The following is a 6,171-nucleotide window of genomic DNA, read 5'->3' as shown; positions in this document are numbered from 1 at the left end:
CCTGGCCGGGCGCGAGTACGAAGCCCACGGTCTGCCCTTCCACGACACCGCCCACGCCGTGGACGGCCTCGCCGAGGCGTGCACGGTGATCCGGCGGCTGTGGATCGAGACCGAACCGTTCGACTTCCGCGGCGCCCATGTCCAGCCGGTCGGCGCCTTCGGCAACCCCGAACCGGTCCGACGCCCCCACCCGCCCTTTCTCGTCGGCGGACGGCCGCCGCGACGCTGCGCGTGGTCGCCGAGCACGCAGACCTGTGGAACATCCCGGGCGGCGACATCGCCGACGCCGTCGAGCGCAGCGCACTGCTCGACCGCCACTGTGTCGAGATCGGGCGCGATCCGGCCGCCATCACGCGTTCGATCGTGCTCCAGGTCTCCTGCGACGACCCCGACGCGACCCGGCACGCGATCGCCGAAGCGGTCGACGCCGGTTTCCGGCACATCGTCCTCGGGCTGGCCGCGCCCTGCCCCGACGGCATCGCGCGCCGCGTCGCGGAGGAACTCGTCGCCGCCTCGCTCCAGGGGCGCCGCCCGGCGTGAGGCGCCCGCGTCGAGGCCGGCCGGGGCGAGGCCGACGCCTGGGCGGCCGGCCTCGTACCCGGTCTCGGTCTCAGCCCTGCGCCGCGGTGATGTCGACCATCCAGGTGATGCCGAAGCGGTCCGTGCACATGCCGAACACGTCGCCCCACATCTGCTTGTCCAGCGGCACCGACACCGTGCCGGCGGCGGACAGCTTGTCCCAGTAGCCGCGCAGCTCCGCGTCGTCGTCCCCGCTCAGACTCACGGAGATGTTGTTGCCGACGGTGAAGTCCATCCCGGGCGGGGTGTCCGCGGCCATCAGGGTGAAGCCGTTGGGAGCCTCCAGCATGCCGTGCATGATCTTGTCCGCGCCGGCCGAGCCCGGGGCGTCGGCCTGGCCGAAGTCGCCGTACGTGTTCAGCGACAGGGTGCCGCCGAAGACCTCCTTGTAGAGCTCCAGCGCCTGCCGGGCGTCACCGGCGAAGTTGATGTAGGGGTTGAGTCGAGAAGCCATGGAATCCTCCTGAAAGAGGCGGCGGGTCGGTTCTGCGGACCTTAGCCGGGGGCACTGACAACGGCACCCGGGACGGTTCCGGCCGCGTCGGCACCGTCCCCCGTATGACCGACGCGAGACGCCGAACTCATCGGTGGCCACGGACGTTGTACCTTCGTCGACGGGGACGAGGGTCGGCTCCGCGGCCCGCCCGCACGGAAGGGGATGGTGGAGATGGCCACGCAGGTCGGCACCGCCGCGCAGCCCCGCGCACCCTTGAGCAGACAGCGGGTGCTGAGTGCCGCCGTCGCCCTGGCCGACGAAGGCGGAGCCGACGCGCTCAGCATGCGCCGGATCGCGCAGGCGCTCGGTGTCGTGCCCATGGCGTTGTACAAGCACGTGGCCCACAAGAACGAGCTGCTGGACGGCATGATCGACGTCCTCGTCGGCGAGATCGACCCGCCGGTCGGCGACGCCGACTGGAAGACCGCCGTTCGCCTGCGGGTGCTGTCGGCCCGCCGCATGCTGCTGCGCCACCCGTGGGCGCCCGCGGTCATCGAGTCGCGCATGAAGGCGAGGTCCGCCCCGACGCCCGCGCTCCTGGCCTATCTGGACTCGATGATCGGGATCTTCCGGGCCGGGGGCTTCTCGATCGACCTGGTCCATCACGCGATGCACGTCATGGGGAGCCGGCTGCTGGGCTTCTCCCAGGAGCTGTTCGAGGAGGGCTCCGACGGCGAGCCGGATCCGGACGCGCTGCCGCCCGAGGAGATGGCCGCGCGCTATCCCCACATCGCCGAACTGGCCATGGCGGTCGCCCACGACGAGGAGTCCGTCGTCGGCTCGGGCTGCGACGACCAGTTCGAGTTCGAGTTCGCGCTGGACCTGACCCTGGACGGCCTCGAACGGCTCCAGGGCGCGGCCTGATCCACCACGCCTCGCATGCCTGCGGCGGTCCTCCTCGCCCCTTGACGGGTGTACGGCGTACACCTACCGTGCGACTGGGGTGTACGCCGTACACCTCCCAGTCGTGATCACGCGGTGACGGGGAGACGAGACCTGATGAAGGCGATCGTTCAGGAGCGGTTCGGTCCGCCGGACACACTGCGGCTCGCGGACACCGACCGGCCGACGGCCGGGGCCGGCCAGGTGCTGGTACGGGTGCACGCCGCCGCCCTCAACCCCTACGACTGGCACCTGCTGCGCGGCGACCCGTATGTCGCGCGGCTGATGGGAGGCGTGGGGCTGACCCGGCCGAAGTGCCGGGTGGCCGGCATCGACGCGGCCGGACGGGTGGAGGCGGTCGGCGCCGACGTACCCGGACTCGCGCCCGGCGACGAGGTGCTGGGCTTCTGCCCGGGCTCCTTCGCCGAGTACGCGCTCACCGCCGCGGACCTGCTGGTGCGCAAGCCCGCCGGCCTGACCTTCGAGCAGGCCGCGGCCGTGCCGATGGGGGCGGTGACCGCCCTGCGCGGCATCCGGACCGTGGGGCGGACGCGGGCCGGGCAGCGGGTGCTGGTCAACGGGGCCGCCGGTGGCGTCGGCACGTTCGCCGTACAGATCGCCGCGGCTCTCGGCGCGGAGGTCACCGGGGTGTGCAGCGCCCGCAACACCGATCTGGTGGCCGCGCTGGGCGCCGCGCACGTCGTCGACTACGCCCGGCAGGACTTCACCGACGGACGCGTGCGCTACGACGTGATCCTGGACAACGTGGGCAACCGCCCGCTGAGCCGACTGCGCCGGGCGCTCACCCCCACCGGGACCCTGGTGGCCAACGGAGGCGGCTCGCCCGGCCATGTCTTCGGAGCGGTGGGCTCCATGCTGCGGCTGGTCGCGGCCGACGCGTTCGCCCGGCAGCGGCTCCGCCCGATCCTCCCCTCGTCCCCGGCCGGGCCCACCCGCGAGGACCTGCTCGCCGTCACCGCGCTCATCGAGGCCGGCACGCTCACCCCGGTGGTCGACCGGACCTACCCCCTGGCCGACACCGCCGAGGGACTGCGCCATGTGGAAGGGGGCCACGCCCGCGGCAAGACCGTGATCACCGTGCCGTGAGCGCCGCGCTCAGTGTGCCGGTGCCGGCGACGCGGTCGGCGGCACGTACACCCGCCAGCCGGCCACCTCGTGCCAGGGCCAGGCACGGGCGTACGCGGGCGGGCCGACGTCCCCCTTCGCCAGTACGGCGACCGGGGTGTGCCGCGCGGTCCGCAGCAGGGTCGCCGCGGTGGTGTTGGCGTTGTGGCCGGTGGTCGCCACGGAGGAGCAGCCCGTGTAGAAGGCGATCGGGACGTTGTAGTGCCCGGTGAGCAGACAGGGCGGTCGTACGCCGAGCCGGTGCAGACCGGCCGCGACCTGGGTCCAGTTGTGGTGGGCGGCCGTGGTCCGCCGCACCGTGCGGTCCAGCACGGCGAACTGCACGGCGAGGTGCCCGGCCAGCCCGATGGCCACGCAGGTCACCGCCACCGAGCGCCGGACCCGGTCCGGTGTCGTGACCAGGCGGACGAGCAGGTCGGCGACCGGCACGGCGAGCAGCGCGTAGGTGGGCAGCAGGAAGCGGGGCGCGGCGTATCCGATGAGGAAGAGGTACGGGAGGGCCGCCGTCGCGGCGCAGGCCAGCGGCACCAGCGTGGCGGCCGTGCGCCGGGCCCGGACGGCCACCACGAGTGCGAGGGCGGCGAGCAGCGGCAGGGCGTACCACCAGAGCGTCACCGCCGGGTGGGGCAGGCCGCCGGTGCACGGGCGGCACAGGGAGCGTCCGCCCAGGCTGCGCAGTTGGTCCAGGACTGCGATGTTCCAGCCCAGTCCGCCCTGGATGCGGGAGCCGTCCGACAGCCGCTGCGCCAGGCCGCCGTAGGAGACGTACGCCTCGACGACCCACTCGGCCGCCCCGGCGGTCAGGCCCCCGGCCAGCGCCGACAGCAGCGCGAGCCGCCGCCACCGCGGTATGCACACGAGCAGGACGAGCAGCGGCAGGGTCGTCCAGAGCGCGTCCGTGGGACGCATCCAGGCCATCACGGCGGCGCTCAGGCCCACGCCCCACAGGGCCGTACGGTCGCGACGGTCGGCCTGGGCGCGCAGGAAGTATCCGGTGCCGGCCAGCGCGGCGACCGCGACCCAGTAGTTGGGCATGGCCTGCGGGCCGTAGAACAGCGTCACCCACAGCGTGGCGAACAGGCCGCCCGCGGCCGCGAGCACGCGGACCGGGAAGACACCCCGCCAGGCGCGCAGCGCGAGGAAGAGCGTCAGGCCGGACAGGGCCGCGAGGTAGACCCGCAGCAGTTCGGTGGACGACGACCACGCGGCGATCGGCGCCACCAGCAGCGGGACGCCGCGGGCGCGCGGGGCGCTGAAGAACGCGGCCGGTGCGTGCGGGCCGACCTGGCTGACGTAGACCGTCTCGTCCCAGCCGAGGCCCATCCCCGGCCGGACGAGGAGGAGTTGGGCCAAGGTGAAGGCCCCCGCGACGAAGGCGAGCCACGCGGTGCCGTGAGCCGGCCACGGTGCGGCTTCGGCCGCCGGCGCCCCTCGCCCGCGGGCGCTGTCGACCAGCGTGGCCTGGGAACTGTCGCTCATCGCTCACCCCTTGCCCCTACCGCCCGCAGGGTCCGTTTTTCGCCCCATGGGACGCGGGGCTGCGACAAGGGCCGGTCCAGCAGCCCCTACAGCCGCAACGTTTCATCCATGGTCGGCGCGGGCGCGGGGGGCGCCGCCGAACGGCGTAACGCACCTCCATGCTTCAGGCGTCGGGTGGTCACGGTTGATGCGTGACGGTCACCTGCACGGTCATCGAGCCCCTGTTGTCCTGGGAGCAGAGGCCGGCGACGTCGCTCGCGCCCAGTTGCAGGGTGCCGTTCCCGGCAGCCTGGAAGGTCGGCTTCTGCCCGACGGAGTGGACAGGGAAGTCCTGCTCGCCCACGAGACGCGCCAGCAGGGCGCGGAGCGGAGCCGTGGGCTTGACCTTGCAGTCCTTCGCCCTCTCCATCAGCTTGTCGGTGGCGGCGTCGTATCCGCTCGGCCCGGTCATGGGCCAGGTGCGGTAGTCGCCGGTCCGCTCTCCCGAGAGGACGCGCACGGTGACCTCGTCGCCCCGCCGGACGGACACTCCGGCCACCGGCCACCGGCCACCGGCCACCGGCTGCCGGCTGGTGGCCGACTGGACGACCTGACGGGTGGTCGTCGTCTTCGGGTCCTCCTTGAGCGGCAGCGTCCCGAGGCCGGGCACAGCCGGGCACAGCCTGGTGGCATGCCGTCAACTTCCGTGTGAGGGAGGGACTTCGACGGCTCGATCTCGCCCTTTCGGACGGACCGGCGGGGCATGTCGAATGCGTCGGCTCCCGATCGACGTGAGAGTGAAGGCAGGACATCCCAGGAGTTCAGGAGCATCCCATCATGAGCGTGACCGTGACCGCGGACATGGCCGTCTCCCTCGACGGCTACATCGCCGGCACCGATGTCGCCGTCGACAACCCGGGGGGCGACGGCGCCGAGCCGCTCTTCGAGTGGATCCACGACCTGGCGAGCTGGCGGGAGCGTCAGGGCATGACCGGCGGGGAGGAGAACCGTGACTCCGAGCTGATGCGCGAGTGGTTCGACGCCACCGGAGCGGTGGTCATGGGGCGGACGATGTACGACACGGGCGAGGAGTTCTGGGGCGACAACCCGCCGTTCCGGACGCCGGTCTTCGTGCTCACCCACCGGCCCCGGCCCGCCCTGGTCAAGGAGGGCGGCACCATCTTCACCTTCGTCACCGACGGCATCCACAGCGCCCTCGACCAGGCGAAGGCCGCCGCCGGGGACCGGAACGTCGACATCGCGGGCGGGGCGAGCACCGTGCAGCAGTACCTCGGAGCGGGACTCATCGACGAACTGCAACTGCACGTGGTGCCCGCGCTCCTCGGAGCGGGACTGCGGCTCTTCGAGGGGCTGGGGCCCGGGCGGCGGGACGTCGAGGCGGTCAGGGTGGTCGACACGCCCCTCGCCACCCACCTGAAATACCGCTTCGTGAAGTGACCCGGGCGTCCCTGCCGGGTCGTGAGTGGATGAAGCCGACGAAGGGGACCGGCGTCGGACCTAGTGCCGCGGCAGGCAACGTTCGCCCCGTCGCGACGCCCGGCACGCACTCTCGCCGCACCGGCCGAAAGCCCAAGTACGTCCAGTACGAG

6 protein-coding genes and 1 pseudogene are annotated in these 6,171 nt (G+C 72.8%); 4 read left to right on the top strand and 3 right to left on the bottom strand.

Going from position 1 to position 6,171, the window contains the following annotated elements:
* Window positions 1-540, top strand: a pseudogene (locus tag AB0J04_RS45040) (LLM class flavin-dependent oxidoreductase); the annotation flags it as partial.
* Between the two features lie 70 nt (window positions 541-610).
* On the opposite strand, the gene AB0J04_RS45035 reads toward AB0J04_RS45040, so the two are convergent.
* On the bottom strand, window positions 611-1,033 hold the full coding sequence (locus tag AB0J04_RS45035; RefSeq protein WP_363174526.1) for a VOC family protein: 423 nt from the start codon (window positions 1,031-1,033) through the stop codon (window positions 611-613).
* Window positions 1,034-1,237: 204 nt separating this feature from the next.
* Between AB0J04_RS45035 and AB0J04_RS45030 the strand changes: the two genes are divergently transcribed.
* A complete protein-coding gene (locus tag AB0J04_RS45030; RefSeq protein WP_363174525.1) occupies window positions 1,238-1,939 on the top strand; it encodes a TetR/AcrR family transcriptional regulator C-terminal domain-containing protein in 702 nt (233 codons plus the stop codon).
* A gap of 135 nt (window positions 1,940-2,074) precedes the next feature.
* The gene (locus tag AB0J04_RS45025) at window positions 2,075-3,064 is read left to right on the top strand and encodes an NAD(P)-dependent alcohol dehydrogenase (RefSeq protein WP_363174524.1); all 990 of its coding nucleotides are present in this window, start codon (window positions 2,075-2,077) and stop codon (window positions 3,062-3,064) included.
* Between the two features lie 9 nt (window positions 3,065-3,073).
* On the opposite strand, the gene AB0J04_RS45020 is transcribed toward AB0J04_RS45025, so the two are convergent.
* Both AB0J04_RS45020 and AB0J04_RS45015 read right to left on the bottom strand, forming a co-directional pair.
* Window positions 3,074-4,426 carry a hypothetical protein gene (locus AB0J04_RS45020; RefSeq protein WP_363174528.1) on the bottom strand — a complete coding sequence of 451 codons (1,353 nt, stop codon included), beginning with the start codon at window positions 4,424-4,426 and terminating at the stop codon, window positions 3,074-3,076.
* Between the two features lie 334 nt (window positions 4,427-4,760).
* A complete protein-coding gene (locus AB0J04_RS45015) occupies window positions 4,761-5,231 on the bottom strand; it encodes a hypothetical protein (RefSeq protein ID WP_363174523.1) in 471 nt (156 codons plus the stop codon).
* Between the two features lie 173 nt (window positions 5,232-5,404).
* Between AB0J04_RS45015 and AB0J04_RS45010 the strand changes: the two genes are divergently transcribed.
* On the top strand, window positions 5,405-6,019 hold the full coding sequence (locus AB0J04_RS45010) for a dihydrofolate reductase family protein (protein WP_363174527.1): 615 nt from the start codon (window positions 5,405-5,407) through the stop codon (window positions 6,017-6,019).
* Window positions 6,020-6,171 lie beyond the last annotated feature (152 nt).

Origin of the sequence: Streptomyces sp. NPDC050263 (genome assembly GCF_040655955.1) — a bacterium.
In the GTDB taxonomy this organism is placed as follows: Bacteria; Actinomycetota; Actinomycetes; order Streptomycetales; family Streptomycetaceae; genus Streptomyces.
This window is presented reverse-complemented; position numbering and strand designations above follow the sequence as displayed.